Annotated in this window: 14 protein-coding genes and 1 tRNA gene; 5 read left to right on the top strand and 10 right to left on the bottom strand. The window is 65.9% G+C overall.

From position 1 onward, the window contains the following. Positions 1-133: 133 nt before the first annotated feature. From ACIQ7H_RS04645 to ACIQ7H_RS04615, 7 genes are read right to left on the bottom strand one after another with little or no spacing between them, the layout of a single operon-like run. Positions 134-2,659 carry a glycosyltransferase family 4 protein gene (locus ACIQ7H_RS04645; RefSeq protein WP_395788878.1) on the bottom strand — a complete coding sequence of 842 codons (2,526 nt, stop codon included), beginning with the start codon at positions 2,657-2,659 and terminating at the stop codon, positions 134-136. Positions 2,660-2,681: 22 nt separating this feature from the next. Next, complete coding sequence (locus ACIQ7H_RS04640) at positions 2,682-3,650, bottom strand: GDP-mannose 4,6-dehydratase (protein WP_395788876.1); 969 nt, start codon at positions 3,648-3,650, stop codon at positions 2,682-2,684. A gap of 11 nt (positions 3,651-3,661) precedes the next feature. After that, the gene (locus tag ACIQ7H_RS04635) at positions 3,662-4,555 is read right to left on the bottom strand and encodes a GDP-mannose 4,6-dehydratase (RefSeq protein WP_395788874.1); all 894 of its coding nucleotides are present in this window, start codon (positions 4,553-4,555) and stop codon (positions 3,662-3,664) included. After that, the gene (locus ACIQ7H_RS04630; RefSeq protein ID WP_395788872.1) at positions 4,552-5,697 is read right to left on the bottom strand and encodes a glycosyltransferase family 4 protein; all 1,146 of its coding nucleotides are present in this window, start codon (positions 5,695-5,697) and stop codon (positions 4,552-4,554) included. Before ACIQ7H_RS04630 ends, ACIQ7H_RS04635 begins: the two co-directional genes overlap by 4 nt. A 4-nt stretch (positions 5,698-5,701) precedes the next feature. After that, positions 5,702-7,444 (bottom strand): methyltransferase domain-containing protein, encoded by a 1,743-nt coding sequence (locus ACIQ7H_RS04625; protein ID WP_395788870.1) that lies wholly within the window; start codon positions 7,442-7,444, stop codon positions 5,702-5,704. Between the two features lie 29 nt (positions 7,445-7,473). Next, positions 7,474-8,703 (bottom strand): ABC transporter ATP-binding protein, encoded by a 1,230-nt coding sequence (locus ACIQ7H_RS04620; RefSeq protein WP_395788868.1) that lies wholly within the window; start codon positions 8,701-8,703, stop codon positions 7,474-7,476. After that, positions 8,700-9,509, bottom strand: coding sequence for an ABC transporter permease (locus ACIQ7H_RS04615; RefSeq protein WP_395788866.1), 810 nt, complete (start codon positions 9,507-9,509; stop codon positions 8,700-8,702). The genes ACIQ7H_RS04620 and ACIQ7H_RS04615 overlap by 4 nt, the downstream gene beginning before the upstream one ends. Here ACIQ7H_RS04615 and ACIQ7H_RS04610 point away from each other — a divergent pair. From ACIQ7H_RS04610 to ACIQ7H_RS04600, 3 genes are read left to right on the top strand one after another with little or no spacing between them, the layout of a single operon-like run. After that, complete coding sequence (locus tag ACIQ7H_RS04610) at positions 9,498-10,313, top strand: glycosyltransferase family 2 protein (RefSeq protein ID WP_395788864.1); 816 nt, start codon at positions 9,498-9,500, stop codon at positions 10,311-10,313. The two genes, ACIQ7H_RS04615 and ACIQ7H_RS04610, sit on opposite strands and share 12 nt — an antisense overlap. Further along, positions 10,310-10,720 (top strand): DUF2304 domain-containing protein, encoded by a 411-nt coding sequence (locus ACIQ7H_RS04605; protein ID WP_395788862.1) that lies wholly within the window; start codon positions 10,310-10,312, stop codon positions 10,718-10,720. The genes ACIQ7H_RS04610 and ACIQ7H_RS04605 overlap by 4 nt, the downstream gene beginning before the upstream one ends. A 19-nt stretch (positions 10,721-10,739) precedes the next feature. Beyond that, positions 10,740-11,912 carry a glycosyltransferase gene (locus ACIQ7H_RS04600; RefSeq protein ID WP_395788860.1) on the top strand — a complete coding sequence of 391 codons (1,173 nt, stop codon included), beginning with the start codon at positions 10,740-10,742 and terminating at the stop codon, positions 11,910-11,912. Here the strand turns inward: ACIQ7H_RS04600 and ACIQ7H_RS04595 are convergent. From ACIQ7H_RS04595 to ACIQ7H_RS04585, 3 genes are all read right to left on the bottom strand, one after another. Further along, positions 11,864-13,393 carry a hypothetical protein gene (locus tag ACIQ7H_RS04595; protein ID WP_395788858.1) on the bottom strand — a complete coding sequence of 510 codons (1,530 nt, stop codon included), beginning with the start codon at positions 13,391-13,393 and terminating at the stop codon, positions 11,864-11,866. The genes ACIQ7H_RS04600 and ACIQ7H_RS04595 overlap by 49 nt on opposite strands. Then, positions 13,390-14,433, bottom strand: coding sequence for a hypothetical protein (locus tag ACIQ7H_RS04590; protein ID WP_395788856.1), 1,044 nt, complete (start codon positions 14,431-14,433; stop codon positions 13,390-13,392). The genes ACIQ7H_RS04595 and ACIQ7H_RS04590 overlap by 4 nt, the downstream gene beginning before the upstream one ends. 339 nt (positions 14,434-14,772) lie before the next feature. Further along, entirely contained in the window at positions 14,773-16,389 is a 1,617-nt protein-coding gene (locus ACIQ7H_RS04585) for a hypothetical protein (protein ID WP_395788854.1), read from the bottom strand. Between the two features lie 279 nt (positions 16,390-16,668). Here ACIQ7H_RS04585 and ACIQ7H_RS04580 point away from each other — a divergent pair, with 279 nt between their 5' ends. Both ACIQ7H_RS04580 and ACIQ7H_RS04575 read left to right on the top strand, forming a co-directional pair. Further along, the gene (locus ACIQ7H_RS04580) at positions 16,669-17,838 is read left to right on the top strand and encodes an MFS transporter (RefSeq protein ID WP_395788852.1); all 1,170 of its coding nucleotides are present in this window, start codon (positions 16,669-16,671) and stop codon (positions 17,836-17,838) included. Positions 17,839-17,872: 34 nt separating this feature from the next. Then, positions 17,873-17,947, top strand: a tRNA-Val gene (locus ACIQ7H_RS04575). Positions 17,948-18,371: the final 424 nt, after the last annotated feature.

The raw sequence follows: 18,371 nt of genomic DNA, 5'->3' as shown, positions 1-18,371 counted from the left end.
GACGAATCATCAATCTCAAGTGCGGCGTAGATCGCGCGCATCGACCAGAGACCAGATCAATCACGCGTTTTGCCCGGAACCTTTTCCTTAGAAGGTTCGCCGTCTGGTCTATCGAGTTTCGATCCATCTCAGACTACTCAGCGGAAAGGGATGCGTTGCAGCAGCCGTCTGCCGTGTCTGGCCGGCTTCCCACAAGCCGCTCCGCCAGTTGAACCGTCGACTGCGCCCATGTGAGGCTGGTCATCCCCACCGGGCGCCTCAACGCAGCCGTGTTCGACACACGGTCGAGCAAACTAGCCAAGACCTGGGAGTCACCCACCGGGAAGTAACAGGCTTCATCGCCGGCCACTTCGCGAAAGACGGGTATGTCGCTGAGGAGCAGCGGCACTCCGAGACTACCGGCCTCAACCACCGCGAGTCCGAAACCTTCTGCAACCGAGGCTTGAACGAGGCAGCGTGCTCCGGTTAGGAATGCCCGCACGTCTCCATCACACGCGCGGTCGAGCCAATGCAGACGTGCGCCCAGCTGCGGATGTTTGCGGACGCGCTCGCAGAAGATTTCGACGTTCCAGCCCTGCTTGCCGATGATGACCAGCGAGAGTTCGCTGCCTGCTGCCCAAAGGCGCTCGAATGCATCGAGGATCGTCGGGTAGTCCTTGCGCGGCTCCACCGTACTTAGGGCAACGCAGTAGCCTGAAGCTGAAAGCCGCTCACGCAGCGCCAGCCCTTCATCGGTCGCTGACTTGCTCTCACCCGATTCGAGATCACTGCCGAGATGCAGGTTGCGAGTCCATGGGCGTCGCTCGCCGGCGGAAAGGTGCTCGCCGAAGAAGCGCTGCAGCTCGATCTCGGTGCTGTGCGAAATGCAGATGCAACCGTCAGCACTGTCTGCCACCGACTGCAGCCAGGCTCGAAACACGGGTGGCATGACGGGGTCGCATACGTGTGGAGTACGGATCGGCACCAGGTCATAGACCATCCACACCACCTCGCCGCCCTGCGCCCGCACTTCGTCGTGCAGCTCGTTGAAGCGCTCCGGCGACCACCACGACGAATCCAACATGAAGACGAGATCGCCGGCCAGCACGCCCAGTGCGGCGTCTTCGCCTTCGATCTCAAGCCCCAACTGTTCGCGGACATAGCTGTATGCGGTGCACAACTCGCCGTCACACCAGGCGAACGGCACCAGCTCGAAATCGCGGCGCGACTGCGCCAGTTGAGCCAGGCCGGTGCAGTAGTTGCGAACCACCCGCTGGATGCCGCTGCGTGCATCCAGGCGCACCACCTCGGAGATATCCAGCAGCACGCGTCGACGGCCGCGGCGGGCGATCGCCTGCAGGCCTGGACGAAGCGCTGCCTCGCCCTGCCCGCCCAAGGCCTCAGCGGCATCGGCCATCAGCTCGACCTCGGCCACGCTGGGTTGCCAGGTGCCCGTCGGCGGACGCGAAGTTCGCGATGCGGCGAGTGCGCGCAGCGCATACAGCGCGCGCTCCGCACTGCGCGCCCAGCTGAACTTGAGTGCGTGCTCACGCGCGCCGGCCCGCAGCGTGGCCCGGAATTCGTCGTCGTTCAAGGCTCGCAGCAACACGGCTGCGGCGTCGTCGATTGCCTCGGGATCGAACAGCGCATCGGGCGTCGGCACGACTTCCGGGAGCGCGCCGCGCGCGGCACACAGCACCGGTGCGCCCGCCACCATCGCCTCCAGCACCGGCAGCCCGAAGCCCTCGTACAGGGAGGGAAACAGGAAGACTTGGCATGACGCGTAGAGATCAGCCAACACGCTTTCCTCGACCGCGCCCAGCACCACTACCGAGGATTTGAGCGCGCGCAGCGGCCCTTCAAGAGCCGCCAGCACATCCGGGCCGACGCGGGTGAACACCAGTTGATGGGCGCGGCGGACCGGTTCCGGCAGTGCCGCGAACATCCGCAGCGCGCCGATACAGTTCTTGCGCCAGTCGGCATTGCCCACCATCAGCACGAACGGCTTGGTGATACCCAGCGCGGCGAGGATCGCGTTGGCAGCGCCATCCGCAGACCGAGCCTGGAAGCAGTCGTCGACACCGGCATCGATCACCACGATCCGCTCAGGCTCGATCTGCAGGTGCGCGATCAGGTCGCGGCGCGTTGACTCGGAAATGGCCAGAAACAGATCGAAGCGGCGGAACATCTGCAGCCGCTGGCGATACCAGTCGGAGATGAACTCACCCTCGGGCAGATAACGCTCGGGGAACAGCAGCGGGATCAGATCGTAGGCGATCACCGCCGTCGGCAAAGGCTGCAGCGGTTCAAGCGCATAGCCCGAGGCATGCTCGTCACCCACCTCGAACAGGCTGGTCACCAGCAGAACATCCGGCTCCAGCGCGGCAACGAAACGGCTCTTCAGCTGTTCAGCGCAGGACTTCAAGCTGCCAACGGCATCGGTGAAGGCCGGATGCGCGGGATACGCATACACGGCGCTGGATGCATCCACGCCGCGAGCGCGCAGCGCGCGACGGGCATCCCTCAGCCGCTCGGGCCGGGCAGCATCCAGCAGCAAAGACAGCTCAAGGTCAGGCATCTGCAACGCCTGCATTGCAGCCACCAAACCAAGCGCATAGCGGCCGATTCCGCGCTCGCGCGAGTCGGTCTGGCAAGGCTGCAGATCAATGGCGATCTTCATTCGGGCGAGGGTCGCGACGCGTTCAGCGCTGCAGTCGACGCAGGTCGGCATCGACCATGCCGGTGATCAGCTGTTCGAGCGAAGTTCTTGGCGTCCAGCCCAGCTTGGCCTTGGCCTTGGCGGGGTTGCCGAGCAGCACGTCGACTTCCGCCGGGCGCACGAAGGCCGGGTCGATCACCAGCGCGTCTTCCATCGAAAGGCCGACATGCTCAAACGCGATCCGGCACATTTCGCGCACGGTGGTGGTACGGCCGGTGGCGATCACGTAATCATCGGCCTCGGCCTGCTGGGTCATCAGCCACATCGCCTCGACGTAGTCGCCGGCGAAGCCCCAATCGCGTTTGGAATCGATGTTGCCGAGGCGCAGCTCCTGCTGCAGCCCGAGTTTGATCCGCGCCACCGCATCGGTGACTTTGCGGGTCACGAACTCGATCCCGCGCAGCGGCGATTCGTGGTTGAACAGGATGCCGCTGGAGGCGTGCAGGCCAAAGCTCTCGCGGTAGTTGACGGTCGCCCAGTGCGCCATCAGCTTGGCCACCCCGTAGGGGCTGCGCGGATAGAACGGAGTGCTCTCGTCCTGCATCTCGGCCTGGATCAGGCCGAACATTTCGCTGGTCGAAGCCTGGTAGAAGCGTGCGGCCGGATTGACGATACGCACCGCCTCCAGCACGTTCAACGCGCCGACGCCGTCCACCTGGGCCGTCAGCAGCGGCTGCTGCCAGGAGCTGCCGACAAAACTCTGCGCGCCGAGGTTATAGACCTCATCGGCCTTCGAGGTCTGCAGGGCGCGGATCAGCGAAGACAAATCGGTGAGGTCACCGTCGATCAGTTCAACCTCGTCGGCGATGCCGAGCTTGCGCAGGCGCCACAGCGTGTCGGAGCTGCGGCGCGCAAGGATGCCGTGCACGCGATAACCCTTGCCGAGCAGCAGCTGTGAGAGGTAGGCGCCATCCTGGCCGGTGATGCCGGTGATGAGTGCATGTTTGTTCATGGGAAGGCCTTCTAAAGAGAGCTGTAGATATCGTTCAGGGTCTGCTTGATCCCGAATGCGGGATCCCAGCCACAGTGTTTGCGCAGAAGCGCAGGATTTGCGGCCATCCGCCGCTGCTCGGCGGGGCGCATTCGCGCCGTGTCCTGCTGTACGGAGACCGATACGCCGGCGATGTCGCACAGCAGGCCCAGCAGATCCCGCACGCGCCGCTCGACACCTGAGCCGACGACATAGGTCACTCCGGCCTGCCCCGTCGCGAGCAGGGCCGCGTAGGCTGAAACAACGTCGCGCACGTCGAGAAAATCGCGGGTGGTGTCGATGTCGCCGGCCGTGATCACCGGCGGCTGCTGACCCAATGCGATGGCACGCACCTGCGCGGCCAAGGCCGGCACCACGAATCGGGCGTCCTGGCCCGGGCCAATATGATTGAAGGGGCGCGCAATCAGCGCATCCAGGCCTTCGCTGCGCCACCACTGCAGGCACAACTGTTCAGCAGCGATCTTGCTCACCGCATACGGGCTTCGCGGCTCCGGCAGCTGCGCCTCATCCACGGGCAGGCGGTCTTCGGCAACCCGTCCGTACACATCGCCCGAGCTCACATACAGCAGACGCCCGGCGAAGCGCCCCCGCTGCAGGGCCTGGAGCAGGTTCAGGGTGCCGAAAAGATTGATCTCGAAGGTTTCGGTCGGCGCTTCAAACGAGCGCGGCACAAAACTCTGTGCGGCCAAGTGCAGCACCGCATCGGGCGCGACTTCAGCCACCCGGGCGGCCGTGGCTTCGGCATCTCGCAGGTCGACCGCGCCGAGTGCAATCGGCCGATAGCCCCAGTCGGGCCGTTCGGCAAACAGGCGCATGGCCCAACGACCGACAAAGCCGCTGGCGCCAGTAATCAGCAAGGTTTTCATAGCTGCAGGGCCCGCTGATAGACGGCAAGGGTTTGCTCAACACATTGTGCCCAAGTGTAACGCGAAGCCTGGCTCAAGCCAGCAGCGATGGCTTCGGCCCGCCAAGGCTCGTCCATCAGCACGCGCTGCAATCCACCTGTAATCGCCTCCTCATCGAGGGGATCGACCTGCAGCGCCGCCGTACCCAGCACTTCGGGCAGACAGGATGCATTCGAGGACAACACCGGCACACCCGACGCCATCGCCTCCAGCGGCGGCAGTCCGAAGCCTTCGTGCAGGGACACGAACGCGAATGCGCGCGCCGCGGCGTAGATTGCCGGCAGGTCCGCCTCGTCGACATAGCCCAGCCGCCGGACCTCGCCGCGCGCCTCCAGCGGCGCCGCGGCGCGCTCGATGCCCTCGGTATGCCAGCCGCGCACGCCCACCAGCACCAGCGGATAGCGCTGACGCAGCGATGCCGGCAAGGCCGCAAAAGCGCTCAACAGCCGCTGCAGGTTCTTGCGCGGTTCCAGCGTCGACACTGCCAGCAGATACTCGCCGTGGCGCAAGCCATGCCGTGCCAGCGCGACAGCACAGTCGGCGCGCGCGCGCGGCGCGAAGCAGGGATCCACGCCCAGAGGCACAACCTCCACACGCTGCACCGAAACTCCCAGAAGCTGGACCGCCTCATCCTTCACGAACTGGCTGTCGGTGATCAGCAGGCTTGCCCGCTCGACCGTGCGCGGCACCTCGCGGTGCATCAGTTCGATCCGCTCGCGCGGGTGGTGCTCCGGAAAATGCAGCCAGGAGAAATCGTGAAAGGTGGCGACGCTGGGGCCCGCATGGCGCATCAGAAGGTAGTTCGGGCTGTGCAGCACATGCTCGGCACAGTCGCGTCGAGTCAACCGATCGAAACGGCGCTGGCGCAGCCAGAAGTAGGTGCGCATGGCCAGCGACTTGGCCGGGACATGCTTGCGCAGGCCGGCCAGCGGCGCGTTGGCACGCAGCGCCGCATCGGGTGTCCGCAGCCAGCGATAGCCGGAGTAGAAGCGCAGATCGTCGATCTCGCTGCGGATCGACAGCCCACGCGCAAGTTCCAGCGCATAGCGACCGATGCCGGTCAGCGGCTGCGCAATCGCGTCCACGTTGAGGATCAGCTTCATGCGCTCAGACGGCCTTGCGCGCGATCAGGGCGTAGTCGGGCGCCGCAGCGGTCAACGCATGCAGATCCGCGAGCGCCTGGTTCAAAACCACACTGCCGGGTTGATCGACATCCAGCTGGGACAAAGCTCGCTGCTCGCCGCGGTCCGCAGAGAGCCGATGAATCTCGGCACCCGTGAATCCACGCGACTCCGCCAGGTACTGGGTCAGGAGCGGCGGCAGCGGATTGCGGTGGGTCGGGTCCATGTAGAAGTTGCAGCTGCCGACATGGACGTTCTCCGGGTTGGGCGTTTCCAGCAGCAGCAGACCGCCGGGGCAGAGCACTCGCAGGGACTCATCCAGCAGCGCCAGCAGGGTCCGGAAGTCCAGATGCTCGATCAGATGCATCGCGCTGATCGCGCGGACGGACTCCGCCGGCAGGCTGCGCAGGTGGGCAAGCACATCGGATTGCAGTGCCTTCAGACCGAGCTGCTGACAGTGCCCCACCATCACCTGATTGCTGTCGATGCCATAGGCAGGGTGGCCCGCCTCGCGCAGCACCTGCAGCCACTCGCCGCGGCCGCAGCCGAGGTCGAGCACCGGGGCGTCTTCACCGCCCGCCTGGCACGCCGCGATCATCGGCAGGTAGTAGCGCGCACGCTGCTGGATCTCCGCGCGACTGCCGCGAAAACGGTTTTCGAACTCGACGTAGAAGGCATCCAGCGCGGCGGCATCGGTGTCGGACGCACGACCGGCGTCGGGCATAACGGCGTGGGCGGCATGCGACTGCTCCTTTCCGGCCTGCAGCTCCTGCAGCCGCCGTTCCTGAGCGCTGGCCGCACTCTGCAGGCTGACCATCGACTCGCTCAGCGCGAGCCCTTCACCATGCAGTGTGGACAGCGCGGTTCGAAGCTCGTCAAGCTGCTGCGTCTGCCGCGCGTCGAGCTCCGCAAGACGAGACTCGATCTGCGCCGCACGGCGCGCGGGGTCGATCTGACTGAAGGCGTGCGCGAGCAGGGCCGACTCCGACTGTAGCGACGCCAGCTGCTGCTCCGACTCACGCTGCAATCGGTCGATACGCGCGTTCAAGCCGACCGCCGCCGCTGCAGCCTGTTGCTGGGCTTCGATCAAATGTTCCGCCGCCAGTGCCTGCGCCGCCAGAAGCTGCGCAGACAGCCGGTCCAACTCCACCGCCTGTGCATCCATTCGCGCGGCGGCCGATGCCAAGGCTTCGCCAAGGCGCGCCTCGATTCCATGGCTGTGCGCCTCCAGCGCCTGGAAATGACGCACCAGAACAGGCAAGCGCAGCAACCAGCTGAACAGCCGCAGCGGATAGCCGACCACCGGCCAACGCGATGCCGAATGGAACACCAGGACGGGCAGCAGCCCACGCACGCGCACGCCGTGCATGCGCCCTTCGGGAGAGAAACGAATCCGCCCCAGCACCTCGCCCTTGCTGAGCTGGCCGCTGCGAAGCTGACCGAGGAAATTGCGTGCGCCTTCGTAGTCGGGCGCACGCTTCAGAAGCGCGCGATAGGCGCTAGCGACGAACTCCGAGTCGTGCGGCGTCAACAGCTCGTCGAGCCTGAACTCGCGCCGCTGCAGCCACTCGAGCGCGGCAGCCGCGGAGCTGGCGCTCCCGCCAGGATAGGGAATCTCATCCGCGGTCGACGCCCTCGCGGAGACCGCCGCAGCGCGGCGCCGTTCCAGCTCGGCACGCACCCGCAGCAGGGTGGACTCAACATCAACAGCGGAATCGAAAGAGGGCATAAATCAGGACACTCAATGGTCCGACGGGGTCAGACAACGGTGACGGTCACCGGAAGTTTGCACACGCCAATTGAATACGGCGTGTCATCACGAATGACCTGAAAGACGATCGCCTGATCCCACCAGTCGTAATTGCCCGCAGTGTGCACATCACGTTCATGAAGTGCGGCCGAGACGCTGTAGCTGCCCTGCCCGAGATGAAGCTGGGGAAACTGAAAATCAACGGTTCGCTGATCGCCCGGCACCAAGGGCCCAAGCTCTGCCGAATGATGAAATGTATTGGTTCCGAAAACATCATTGCCCAACGCATCGCGCAGCAGGATACCAGCGGTCAGGCTGTCCAGTGCTTGTTCGGCCTGGACACGGATGCGCAAGGTCGCGGATTCGGCACAATGCACAGCACGCACGGCCTCGCCCTGGTGGTTGAGCAACTCGATGCCGAGAATCCGCGCCTGCAGGCCGCCCGAGCGCGTCGCCTTGCGTCCGTTGCCGACTTCGACCTCGCGAATCTCAGCCTCGGCCTCGCGCTTGGCGATGATCGCGTTGTAGTAGTCCAGCACCTGCGAGGGCTCGCCATCGCGCACCACGCCGCCGGCATCGAGCAGGATCGCGCGATCGCACAGCGACTTGATCGCGCCCGGGCTGTGGGACACAAACAGCAGGGTGGTGCCGGCATCGCGGAACTCGCGGATACGGGCAAAACTCTTGTGCTGGAAATACGCATCGCCGACTGACAGGGCCTCGTCGACGATCAGGATCGAGGGCCTGACGCAGGTCGCCACGCTGAAGGCCAGACGCACCTGCATGCCGCTGGAATACGTCCGCACCGGCTGATCGATGTAGTCGCCGATCTCGGCGAAGTCCTCGATCTCCTGCATCCGGCGCTCAAGCTCGGCCGCATCCAGGCCCAGAATGTGGCCGGCCATGCGCACGTTCTCGCGGCCGGTGAAGTCGGGGTGGAAGCCCATGCCCAGCTCAAGCAGCGCAGCCACCGGCCCATTGACGATCACCTCGCCCGTGCTGGGCTTCGATACACCTGCAATGATCTTCAGCAGGGTGCTTTTGCCGGCGCCGTTGTAGCCGAGGATGCCAACCGTTTCGCCCGCGCGAACTTCGAACGACACCCCGCGCAACACCCAGCGCAGCTCGTGCCGGGGGCGCCCCCATGGCAGCAGCAGTTCGATCAGGCGCGCCGCCGCGCCGGGGTAGCGCTTGAAGCCCTTGCCAAGATTGCGCACGGCCAGCAGCGGCGCGCTCACAGCTCATCGACCATGTCGGCGCCCATGCGATGGAAAGTCATCGCGGCCAGTGCCGACAGTATCAGCGCGAGCACCAGCGCATAGCCCAGGCCCAACCACGAGGGCGCCTGCTGCCAGACGAAAATGCTCTGGTACGCGCTCACAATCGGCCACATCGGGTTGAACTGCAGCAGGCTTGCGACCTGCTCGGGCAGCACGTTGATCGAATACACCACAGGGGTCAGCCAGAAGCCGAACTGCAGGATCACCGTGACCATGTGGCCGAGATCACGCAGAAAAACGTTGACCACGCCGACCACCACACCCAGCGCGCTGGCCAGCAGCACCTGGACCGCCAGCACCGGAATCAGATACAGGATTTCTGCGCCCGGAAACTTGCCGACCAGCAGCAGGAACAGCAGGAACAAAGCCATCAGCACCGCAAAGTTGAGCAGCGCAGAGGCCGCGCAAATCAGCGGAAAGCTGGCGCGCGGAATACTGGTCTTGCGGATGACGGCCGCATGCTCGATGAACACCAGGCTCATGCGGCTGACGATCTCGGCGAACAGGCCCCAGCAGATCACGCCGGCGCACAGGTAAACGCTGTAGGCGTAACGGTCGCCTTCCATGCCCGGCAGCGACGGCCGCATCAGGGCGGAGAACACCACCGTAAAGATGATGATCTGAGCCAGCGAGGGCAGCACCAGCCAGATCGGGCCAAGCGCCGACCGCGCATAACGCGTGCGGAATTCACGCTCCACCGTCGCTCGCATGAACGCACGGCAGCGCCACAGCGAACGCAGCATTGCGACCAGATGACTCAGCATTCGAAATCCGTATCGAGGAAGCCAGCAGGCGCGTCGGAAGTTGCTTCCGGTATCATTCGCGCCGCCATGCCCATTCATTTATCAACATCGCCAGCCGATCCTGTTGCCACGCAGACACTGGCGGTATTGCCGGCTTTCAACGAGGGCGCAAGCATACAGGGGGTGATAGTCGCCGTGCAGCAACAAGGCATCCGCGACGTGCTGGTGGTCTCGGATTCGAGCACCGACGACACCGTTGTGCGCGCTCGCGCTGCCGGTGCGGAGGTGATGGAGCTGCCGCTTCGCTGCGGCGCCTGGCTGGCCACCCAAGCGGGGCTACGATGGGCCCAGCGCAAGGGTTATCGCTACGTGTGCACGCTGGATGCGGATGGTCAGCACCAGCCCGAGCACCTGCCGGCAATGCTCACCGCAGCACGCCAGGACGGTGTCGATATGGTCATCGGTGTGTACCCGGAACGCCTCAGCTGGGCTCGGCGCGGCGCCACCCGCTGGTTTCGCGTGTTGACCGGCCTGAAACTTGAAGACGTGACCTCGGGCATGCGCATCTACGGCCAGCGGGCGATCGAACAGGCCGCGTCGGCCCAAGCATCCCTGCTCGACTATCAGGATCTGGGCGTCCTGTTGCTGCTGCGGCGCGCAGGCTTGGGCATCGCTGAAGTGCCGGCGCCGATGCACCCGCGTGGGGTCGGCAAGTCGCATGTGTTTTCGTCGTGGTGGAAGGTCGGCGGCTATCTTCTGCAGACCACTGTGCTGTGCCTGGCCTGGCCGATGCTCAAACAACGCGCGACAAGCGGCCGGCCATGACACTTTCGATCACGTCGGCCGCGTTGGGCCTGGTGCTGTTTTTGGGCGTGCTTGCGCTGGTGCGCCGCGGTGCCCTGCACGGGCGTCTGGCGGTGGGTTGGCTGGTGCTGGGTGCGGCCGGTCTGGCCATTGGCGTTTTCCCGGGCTGGGCAGACACGATCGGATTGTGGTTCGGCGTGAGCTATCCGCCGATGCTGGTCGCCTTCATTGGCTTGATCCTGATGGCGCTGAAAGCACTCGCGCAGGACGTGCAGTCCTCGCAGCGCGAGCAGGAAATGCGACGCCTGGTGCAGCGGGTGGCGATGCTTGATCTTGAGCTGCAGCAGTTCGGCAAGCGTCAGTCCGTGCGGGCTGACTCGAATGCGTCCGCGAGCTCCGCGGATGGTGTCGGCCGCGACGAGCACTGAACGACACTCCGCTCAGACCATGTTGAGACCGATTCGTGTACTGCATGTCGGCAAGTACCTGCCGCCTCATCCGGGCGGCATGGAGCGCTTTCTTGATGATCTGATGCGTGCGCAAACCCAGAGCGGGCTTGCCAGTGCTGCGCTGGTGCATGCCAGCCGGATTGCAGCACCGAGCAGTCGTCCAGCGGATCCCCTGCAAGCGCCCGTCTACCAGGCGCGCGTGCTGGCCGAGGCCCTGTTCGTTCCACTGAGTGCCGAATTCCCGCTGCGCCTCAGCCAGGCGATCCGGCGCTTCCAGCCCGACCTGCTGCACCTGCATCTGCCCAACTTGTCGGCATTCCACGCGCTGCTGCTGCCGTCCGCGCGCAGGCTGCCCTGGGTGATCCAGTGGCAGGCCGACGTGCCCCATGACATGCCGCGCTGGCTGCTGCGCCGGCTGCGTGGCGCCTATGCCCTGCCTGAGCAGGCGGTGCTGCGCCGCGCGCGCCGGATCGTGGTGTCGTCGGTCGATTATCTGGAGTCAAGCACCAGTCTGCAGCCGCATCTGCCGCGCTGCCGGGTGCTGCCGCTGGGCATGCCCGACCTGCCCGGCATGCCCTTGCCAGAGCCTCCCGCGGCCGACGCACTACGCATTCTCGCGATCGGGCGTCTCACCTACTACAAGGGCTTCGAACATCTGCTGCGCGCGCTGGTGCAGGTGCCGCAAGCGCGTTTGCAGTTGATCGGCAGCGGCGAAGGCGAGGCGGAGCTGCGGCGATTGGTCGATGCGCTTGGACTGGCGGATCGCGTCAGCCTGTCGGGCCAGGTGGACGATGCCCGCCTGATCCGCGCGCTTGGCGACTGCGATGTGTTCTGCCTGCCCTCGCTGGACCGTGCCGAGTCGTTTGGGCTGGTGCTGCTGGAAGCGATGCGGGCCGGCCGCGCTGTGGTGGCGAGCCGTATCCCGGGTTCGGGCGTCAATGCGGTGGTCGCCGACGGCATCAGCGCGCTGCAGGTGCCGCCGGGCGATGCAGATGCGCTGGCGGCGGCCTTGAATACCCTGGCACTGCAGCCCGAGCTGCGGCTGCGGCTTGGCCAGGCCGGCCGCGTACGCTTCGACGCGCTGTTCCGGATCGGGCAGTGCGCCACGGCGCTGCGCGCGATCTACGAGGAAGCGCTGGCCGAGGCGGCAACCCGAGCATCGGCAGATTGATCTGCGCCTGAACCGGCGGAGGCTTCGGGCGATATCGCGGTGATCGTGTGAGGACGGCGCGGGCGCCAGCCTCGCCACTGCCAGACCACCGCCAGCAAGGGCAGCGGCAGCCACTGCAGCAGGATGCGGTTGATGCTGGTCAGGTTCTGCACCCAGCGGGCGTTGTCGGTAAAACCGAACAGCAGCACCAGGAACACCAGACCGATCAGACTGCCCGCCCACAACAGTCTCTGCACGCGCGCGCCGTCCGCGGCCACCGGCGTCGCCCAGCGCCCCGCGATCACCAGCAGCGGCAGCGCGAACCAGAGCAGATTCCAATGCGGCAACACGAACAGCGTCCAAGCCAGTTCGGGCAGCACCGGATAGGGGCTGAGCGGAGTACTCAGCCAGCTGCCGATCTGCAGCTGTCCGCCGCCGATCACCAGCGGCCCCAGCAGGGGCAGATCAAGCCGCAGCGGCCAGAACGGCAGCACGAAAACCGCAAGGATGGCCGTCAAGGCCGCAGCGCCAAACACCCAGCGCCGCAGCTTTACGGGCGACCAGGCATAGCTGCAGGCCAGCGCCAGGATCAGCATCCACACCAAGCCTTCGCGCTTGACCAAGGGCATCAGCAGCAGGCAGGCCACGGCCAGCACCCAGGAGTCTGGGCGCGCTTCGCCGCTGCAGCCGTGCACCATCGCCAGCGCCGCCACCAGCACCAGCGTGCAGATCCACAGATCGGCGTAGCCAGCGAGCGCCGCGTGCGCGCTCAGCATCGGCAGGCTGGCGAAGGCGAAGGTGGCAGCCAGCGCCAGGCTGGCGCCAAGCTGGGCACGCCTCAGCCCGCTCCACAGGGCGCCAAGCGTGGCCAACCACGCCAGCGGCCAAGCTGCGTGCACGGCGCCGGTGTGCCATGCGCCTGCGGCGCTTGCCATCCACACCGCGATGCCCGCTACCGCGTCGGGATAGTCGGGTGCGTGCACCGGCAGCGTTCGAGTGGGCGCGGCCAGCCATTCGGCGAAATCTGCCGGGGCGCGATATTCGTTCAGCAAAAACCATGCCTGCGCGCGCGCCAGCCAGGTGGTCCAGGCATCCCAGGGCACGGTGGGCAGGCCGAGCGCTTGATGGATGATCAGCAGCACCTGCACGCCCAGCAGCGCCCACAGCAGGCCATGCCAGCGCGGCACGTGCTGATCAAGCACTGAACCAAGCGCCGGCGGCGGCACAAGCCTGAGCTCGCGCTGCCAACGCCATACCGCCAGTGCCCACACGCCGAAGGCGATGAACAGCAGCGGCCCAATCAGCATCGCGAACGCTGACTGCGGCGCCAGACCCAGGCGGGGCAAGCAGGCGCCAAGCACAACCATACCGACCAAGGCTCCACAGCTCCACAGCCAGACCCAGTCGTGAAGTGTGCGCGGACGCGGGCCGAGGGCGGCCAGGCAAGCGGCGGCCAAGCCGGCGGGGGCGAACAAGGCAACCAGTACTGCAAGCCCGGTCATGCGGGCCTCCGCAGTCGCAGCAGTCGAACATCCGGCGCCCGGTAGAGCGTCTGCTGCTGCAGGGGAACCCCTGCCGCTCTCAAGTCGAGATCCGGCGCCTCAGGCGGCAGGTGGTCAGGCTCGATCACCAGCAGGACGAGCTCGGCCCCCGGCGCAAGCAGGGCCAAGGCAGCGATATCGGGCAAACGTGCGGCCGGCACGTCGGTCAACAGGTAGGGCATGTACTGAAGACTGGTGTGGTCGCTCGACCAGACCGCCAGCGGCACACCTGCCTGCAGTGCATTGATACTAGGACGAGCGCCCGCGACCAGACCGGCAAGGCGGGCATGCAGCTGCAGCCCACCGCTCGCCTCGGCCACCGTCGCCTGCGTGTGCAGCTCGATACTGCGACCGGTCAACTGGGCGAGATGCGGCAGATACAGAACCATCCAGCCGCCCACCGCAACAGGCGCGATCCAGCGCAGCCGCGGCGCTGGCGCCAGGCATACGGCACAGACAGCGCAAAGAAATACGAGTAGCGGCAAGGATGGCCCGCCGCGCCCGGCGTAGGCCGCGCCCTCGCCATTGATCGACGACGCCAGCCAGGGACGGTAGGCGAACCACTCCGACAGACTGGTCCGCCAAGCGCTCCACAGGCCGCCGGACAGCAGTCGCACCGCGCTGATCTGCACCTGCGCGGCGGGAGCCGCCGCGATCGCAAGCTTGGAGTCGGGCACGAGCAGGAAGGAGAGGGTCGGCGCTGTTCCCGTCCACGACGGCATTCGCCGTAGCGGGAACACATGCCGCCCCTGGGGCAGTACACGCTGATCGCGCTGACCGCCCTGGGTGATCGAGAGCATCAGGCTGTGTGTGCGAGGCATCGCCTGCACTTCCAGCTCCAGGAACGCCCAATCGGCGGCGTCGACGTCCGAGGTGTCCAGCTGCACCATCGCGTATCCCTGCCCGCTTGCTATGGGCAAGGCCAAGGATTCAACCGTGGGGTTCAGCAAGGCGCGCGAACTCGCCGCGACAAGCTCGCCACCGCGATGCGGCCAGATCACCAGCGCGCATGCCGAGCAGCAAGCGAAAAACAGCACAAGCATCCGAACAACAGGCATAGGCGACGGGCATTCCAAGGCTAGAGCACGCACAGCTCGTGCGACGCAAGCGCAGATCACTTCCGCGCGAAGTCGCTGCCAAACGACGAGGCGTCGAAAGCATAGCAACTGCCGGCGAAGGCGTATGCCCGGCAACGCGCTGCCTGCCTAGATCCCCATGCGCAACGCTTCATCAAGGCGCAGGCCCGCCCCAGCGTGGCGATCCGTGCTTCACCTGCACACAACAGCGCGGCCCGGCAGTGCCGGGCCGCGCTTCCACTACTACATGCTCACGTCGTCAGATCACGGGAACTGCCCGACCTGCTGCGAGACATTCGTCGGCAGCACGCCCAGTTCCACCTGCACGTAGTTGCGCACCAGGTTCTGGATGGTCGTGCTGCTGTGCGGGGTGCCGCTGGTCGCCCAGAACCAGTGGGCGCGCGGGGTGGGTGCGCTGGTGCCCGCGCTGCAGACGTAGTTGCGGGTGACTGCCGCCAGGTAGGCCGAGCTGTCGACATTGCCCCAGCTATGGCTGTCGCCACCGTAGCCGCGGCCGTAGACCTTGGCCATCGTATCCAGCTCGAACAGATGGGTCTGATTCGGCACCAGGCTGATCGGCGCGGTGTTGGCGGTGTCCCAGGCGACGAACATGTCCTGGTGGTGGCTGCTCTGGTTGCCCTCGCGCTTGATCAGGCCGAACAGGGCAGTGATGGTTTCGTTCACCAGATTGCCCTCCAGCAGGGCGCCGGCGGCCGAGCCGTCATTGGCCACCGTGAGGCCGACCTGGGCGGCAGTGGTCAGCACCTGGATGATCGCGGCCGAGTTCCAGTTGGTGGCGGTAAATCCGGACACCGCGACGCCCTTGGAGAACAGGGTGGTCATCGGCGCTGCGCCGGGCGGATCGTACTTCAGCTGGGCCAAGTCCGAGGCGACGGCGCGTGCCTCTTTCGACCACGGGCCGCCGTAGGCCACCTGTTGGCCAACGCGGCTGGCATAGGCCACGCGTACGGCAAGGTCACCCCGGCAGCTCTGGCCGGAGCATTCCACGCCGCCGGGCTGGCCGTTCTGGGTGCACAGCATTCGAACCCGCATGTGGCTGTAGTTGGTGCCCTTGATGCGGTCGACCTCCCAGGTGTGGTGGCGGCTGCGGCGATAGAAGTTGATGTCCTTCGCTGCGCCGCGGGCGGTCACGCTGTAGTTCATCTGCTGCACCTTCTTGACCGGCCAGCCCCAGCTGCTGTTGTGGTTCTGGTTGACCTCGGTCTGCCACGGGTCAGGCTGGTGCGGGAAGGTCAACACGGTCCAACAGGCGCAGGGCTTGAGTGGCCAAGGCTTGATGGTGCCGATCAGGCGGCGCGCTTCGGCGCTGAGCTCCGGGTCGCGCAGTTCCTCGACGTAGTCAAGCAGGGCCACGCCGCGGCTGGCCGGGCTGGCTGCGCCGCGCTCCACTTCAGCCACGATGTGCGGATACGCACGTGCTGCAAATTCGGCGAACACCAGACCGGCGGCGCGCACGGCCGGCTCCCGCTGCAGCGCGATGTAGTCGGCTTCTCGCGCGGACATCAGCCAAGCCAGCACTTCGGCGTCGGTCTGGGATTCGCGCGGCAGCTCGGCCGTGATCTCGGCGTAGGCCGACGGATAGGTCTTGGCCACGTGCTCGAGCAGGGGGCGACCGCCGTACAGCCGGCTCAAGGCTGCGGCATAGGCGTCGATCAGTTCGGGGTGCTGCTCGAAGGCGAACTCCTCGATGCCGGTCACCGGATCGGACCAGCCTTCCAGCACGTCCATCAGGCTGGCGGAGACGGTCCGCTGTTCGGATTCACCGCCCTCGCTCTGGGCAATGACCAGGGGCGAGCCCAGCAGCGCGAACAGGCTGCCAAGGGTCCACAGGATTCGTTGAGGATGGGTGATACGGCGCATGGATCAAGCTCCCGGATAAGTGCAGCCCGTGCCTCCGTAGGCGGGGCTGCAGGCTGGATTCGCTGCGGGATTGCAGCGGCCCAGACGCTATGTGGCTGAACCACTGCGGTCGAGGAACAAGCGGGGAAGAAGATGGGCAAGCACGCGCGGGCGAGTGGGCAGCTTCGGGAGAACTCCGGACGCTCGACCCGGTTCGATCCCGCCAAAACGTGATGGCGATCGAACACAAGCGCGACTTCAGGAGGATTCCAAGCCGCACGCGCCAGCGGATAATGCGCGATGCCTACCCTGCCCTACTGGCGTTTGTCCGCCGTCTACTTCAGCTACCACGCCGCGATCGGCGTGTTCACGCCCTACTTCGCGCGCTGGATGGAAGGCCTCGGCCACGGTGCGTTCGCTATCAGCGCCTTGTTTGCGCTGTGGTACGGCACGCGGATCTTCGGCCCGCCGCTGTTCGCCCATTTCGCCCGCGGCTCGGCCCGGCCAAAGGCATGGTTGCTGGGCGGGCTGTGGGCTTCGGCAGTCGGGTTTCTGGGCTTCTTCGGCGCCGAACACCTGTGGCTGCTGATGGTGTCGATGGCAGTCTTCAGCCTCTTCTACAACGCCATCCTGCCGCAGCTCGAAGCCTTCACCTTGGCCGGGCTGGGTCCGCTCAAACACAACTACGGCCGGGTGCGGCTATGGGGTTCACTCGGCTTCATCCTGCTGGCGGTCGGCTACGGCTGGCTGCTTGAACACGGCCAGGCGCCAGACTTGCCGTGGGTAATGGGCGCAGGAATAGTCGCCACCGCCTTGATCACCCACGCACTGCCCGCGCAGCGACGCATTGAATCGGATGGACCGGTCGTTCACGCCAGCCTGCTGGAGCTGCTGAAGCGACCCGGCGTGGCGCCTTTCATCGCGATCGTGATGCTGACCCAGATCAGCTTCGGTTCGTACTACCTGTTTTTCACCCTGCAGCTGGAGCGCCACGCCCACACCACCGACGTGGTCGGCCAGCTGTGGGGACTAGGCGTGGTCGCCGAGATCGTCCTGTTCATGTATGCCGGCAGCCTGCTGCGCCGGGTCAGCGCCAGCCGCACGCTGCAGATCGCGCTCGGCATCACCGTGCTGCGCTGGCTGGCGATTGCGGTGATGCCGCAGTCGCTGGCGCTGATGATCGTGGTGCAGGCCGCGCACGCGATCGGCTTCGGCGCATTCCATGTCGCCTGCATGCAGCGCATCGTCGAGCTGTTTCCCGAATCCGACCGGATCGGCGCACAAAGTCTGATGTACAGCCTCGGCTCGGGCCTCGGCGGCGTGCTCGGCGCGGTAATCGCGGGCTCGTTATGGAACGCCGGCGGCGGCCAGTGGGCCTTCGCCGCGGCGGCGCTGTTTGCCGCCTTCGGCCTGCTGCCGGCGATGCGCCGCTTCGCTGGTCCGCAGGCCGCTGCCACTACACAGGCTTGATCTGCCCGCCACAGATGTGCAGAATGCGCGGCTCGGGCGGTTAGCTCAGCGGTAGAGCATTGCCTTCACACGGCAAGGGTCGCAGGTTCGATCCCTGCACCGCCCACCAAGAGATTCAACGACTTAGGCCACCCTTGCGGTGGCCTTTTCGTTTTTGCGCGGACAGTTGACGCGAAGGGTCCAACCGCGTTCCGTAAAGCAGGTCGGCAACCGTTGCGCCCAAACTCGCGCACTCGAGCGCGCAGAGCGCGCTCGGCCTCGCGCTGGATCGGACCGAGATAACAGGAATTGAGCCGAGCTCGTACGTCGCAGCTGCATGGGCGATGAAGTGCATGCAAGCAAAAAAGTGGCGCGTCAGTCCTTCGAACTCAACGAGTGTGAAGCCCATCAGACTCAAGAGGTTCAGGGCCCTACGCGCCTACACTCCACGAGACAGTGACGCAGCACGTTATCTCTCATTCTAGGGCGGCTTTGTTCGGAGACTCCCATGCCAAAGCCGTTGCGGGTTCGCCCGCCAGAAACATCTTCCGCCG

Origin of the sequence: Aquimonas sp. (assembly GCF_044377145.1) — a bacterium.
Classification (GTDB): domain Bacteria; phylum Pseudomonadota; class Gammaproteobacteria; order Xanthomonadales; family Xanthomonadaceae; genus Aquimonas.
Note: the sequence above shows the minus strand (reverse complement) of the source record. Positions and strands in the feature narration are given on the sequence as shown.

Bases quoted from the DNA above. Each gene is read 5' to 3' on its own strand.
- ACIQ7H_RS04625 (WP_395788870.1), bottom strand. From the start codon at position 7,444: ATGCCCTCTTTCGATTCCGCTGTTGATGTTGAGTCCACCCTGCTGCGG.
- ACIQ7H_RS04595 (WP_395788858.1), bottom strand. From the start codon at position 13,393: ATGACCGGGCTTGCAGTACTGGTTGCCTTGTTCGCCCCCGCCGGCTTG.
- ACIQ7H_RS04630 (WP_395788872.1), bottom strand. From the start codon at position 5,697: ATGAAGCTGATCCTCAACGTGGACGCGATTGCGCAGCCGCTGACCGGC.
- ACIQ7H_RS04600 (WP_395788860.1), top strand. From the start codon at position 10,740: ATGTTGAGACCGATTCGTGTACTGCATGTCGGCAAGTACCTGCCGCCT.
- ACIQ7H_RS04640 (WP_395788876.1), bottom strand. From the start codon at position 3,650: ATGAACAAACATGCACTCATCACCGGCATCACCGGCCAGGATGGCGCC.
- ACIQ7H_RS04615 (WP_395788866.1), bottom strand. From the start codon at position 9,509: ATGCTGAGTCATCTGGTCGCAATGCTGCGTTCGCTGTGGCGCTGCCGT.
- ACIQ7H_RS04610 (WP_395788864.1), top strand. From the start codon at position 9,498: ATGACTCAGCATTCGAAATCCGTATCGAGGAAGCCAGCAGGCGCGTCG.
- ACIQ7H_RS04585 (WP_395788854.1), bottom strand. From the start codon at position 16,389: ATGCGCCGTATCACCCATCCTCAACGAATCCTGTGGACCCTTGGCAGC.
- ACIQ7H_RS04580 (WP_395788852.1), top strand. From the start codon at position 16,669: ATGCCTACCCTGCCCTACTGGCGTTTGTCCGCCGTCTACTTCAGCTAC.
- ACIQ7H_RS04605 (WP_395788862.1), top strand. From the start codon at position 10,310: ATGACACTTTCGATCACGTCGGCCGCGTTGGGCCTGGTGCTGTTTTTG.
- ACIQ7H_RS04635 (WP_395788874.1), bottom strand. From the start codon at position 4,555: ATGAAAACCTTGCTGATTACTGGCGCCAGCGGCTTTGTCGGTCGTTGG.
- ACIQ7H_RS04645 (WP_395788878.1), bottom strand. From the start codon at position 2,659: ATGAAGATCGCCATTGATCTGCAGCCTTGCCAGACCGACTCGCGCGAG.